Source organism: Myxococcus sp. CA033, from assembly GCF_013336625.1.
GTDB classification, from domain to species: Bacteria; Myxococcota; Myxococcia; order Myxococcales; family Myxococcaceae; genus Myxococcus; species Myxococcus llanfairpwllgwyngyllgogerychwyrndrobwllllantysiliogogogochensis.
Map to the genome: position 1 here is coordinate 1 of NZ_JABUMU010000082.1, position 620 is coordinate 620.

1 protein-coding gene is annotated in these 620 nt (G+C 65.2%); it reads left to right on the plus strand.

Translation table 11 applies throughout. The features are described 5' to 3' along the window. A partial coding sequence (locus HUA78_RS45725; RefSeq protein WP_254624271.1) for an EF-Tu/IF-2/RF-3 family GTPase occupies nucleotides 1-620 on the plus strand: 620 nt, incomplete at both ends.

Genomic DNA, 620 nt, shown 5'->3' on the forward strand with positions numbered 1-620 from the left:
GTCGGCGAGGGCGCCATCCTGAAGCTGATGGAGGCGGTGGACAGCTACATCCCGACGCCGCAGCGCGCGACGGACAAGCCCTTCCTGATGCCGGTGGAAGACGTGTTCTCCATCGCCGGCCGTGGAACGGTGGCGACGGGCCGCGTGGAACGTGGCATCATCAAGGTTGGCGAGGAAGTTGAAGTCGTCGGTCTGCGCGATACGCAGAAGACCGTCGTCACGGGCGTGGAGATGTTCCGCAAGCTGCTGGACGAGGGCCGGGCGGGAGACAACATCGGCGCGCTGGTGCGTGGTCTGAAGCGCGAGGACATGGAGCGCGGGCAGGTGCTGGCCAAGCCGGGCAGCATCAAGCCGCACACCAAGTTCAAGGCGCAGATCTACGTGCTGTCGAAGGAAGAGGGTGGTCGCCACACCCCGTTCTTCAAGGGATACCGTCCCCAGTTCTACTTCCGCACGACGGACGTGACGGGAACGGTGAAGCTGCCTGAGAACGTGGAAATGGTGATGCCGGGCGACAACATCGCAATCGAGGTGGAGCTCATCACCCCGGTGGCGATGGACAAGGAGCTGCGCTTCGCTGTTCGCGAGGGTGGCCGCACGGTGGGCGCCGGCGTCGTGGC